This is a genomic window from Neisseria sp. P0013.S005 (genome assembly GCF_051958425.1).
In the GTDB taxonomy this organism is placed as follows: domain Bacteria; phylum Pseudomonadota; class Gammaproteobacteria; order Burkholderiales; family Neisseriaceae; genus Neisseria; species Neisseria subflava.
In genome coordinates, this window is sequence record NZ_JBQCVL010000082.1 from 1 (window position 1) to 245 (window position 245).

Here is a 245-nt window from a genome sequence, read left to right on the forward strand (position 1 = left end):
GCTGAAACTGGCCAAAGACATCACCGTTGACAGTGTGACCGCAGGCAACAGCAAACTGAATACAGACGGCCTCACCATTACCGGTGGCCCGAGTGTGACCAAGTCAGGCATCCATGCCGCCGGCAACAAGATTACCAATGTTGCCGCCGGTACCGATGACAACGACGCCGTCAACTACAGCCAGCTGAAACAGCAAAGCGCCGCCGCCCGTACCGAAGTTGCAGCCGGTACCAACATCAAAGACG

1 pseudogene is annotated in these 245 nt (G+C 57.1%); it reads left to right on the forward strand.

Annotation, left to right across the window (positions count from 1 at the left end):
- Positions 1–245: pseudogene (locus ACTHTA_RS11585) on the forward strand (hypothetical protein); the annotation flags it as partial.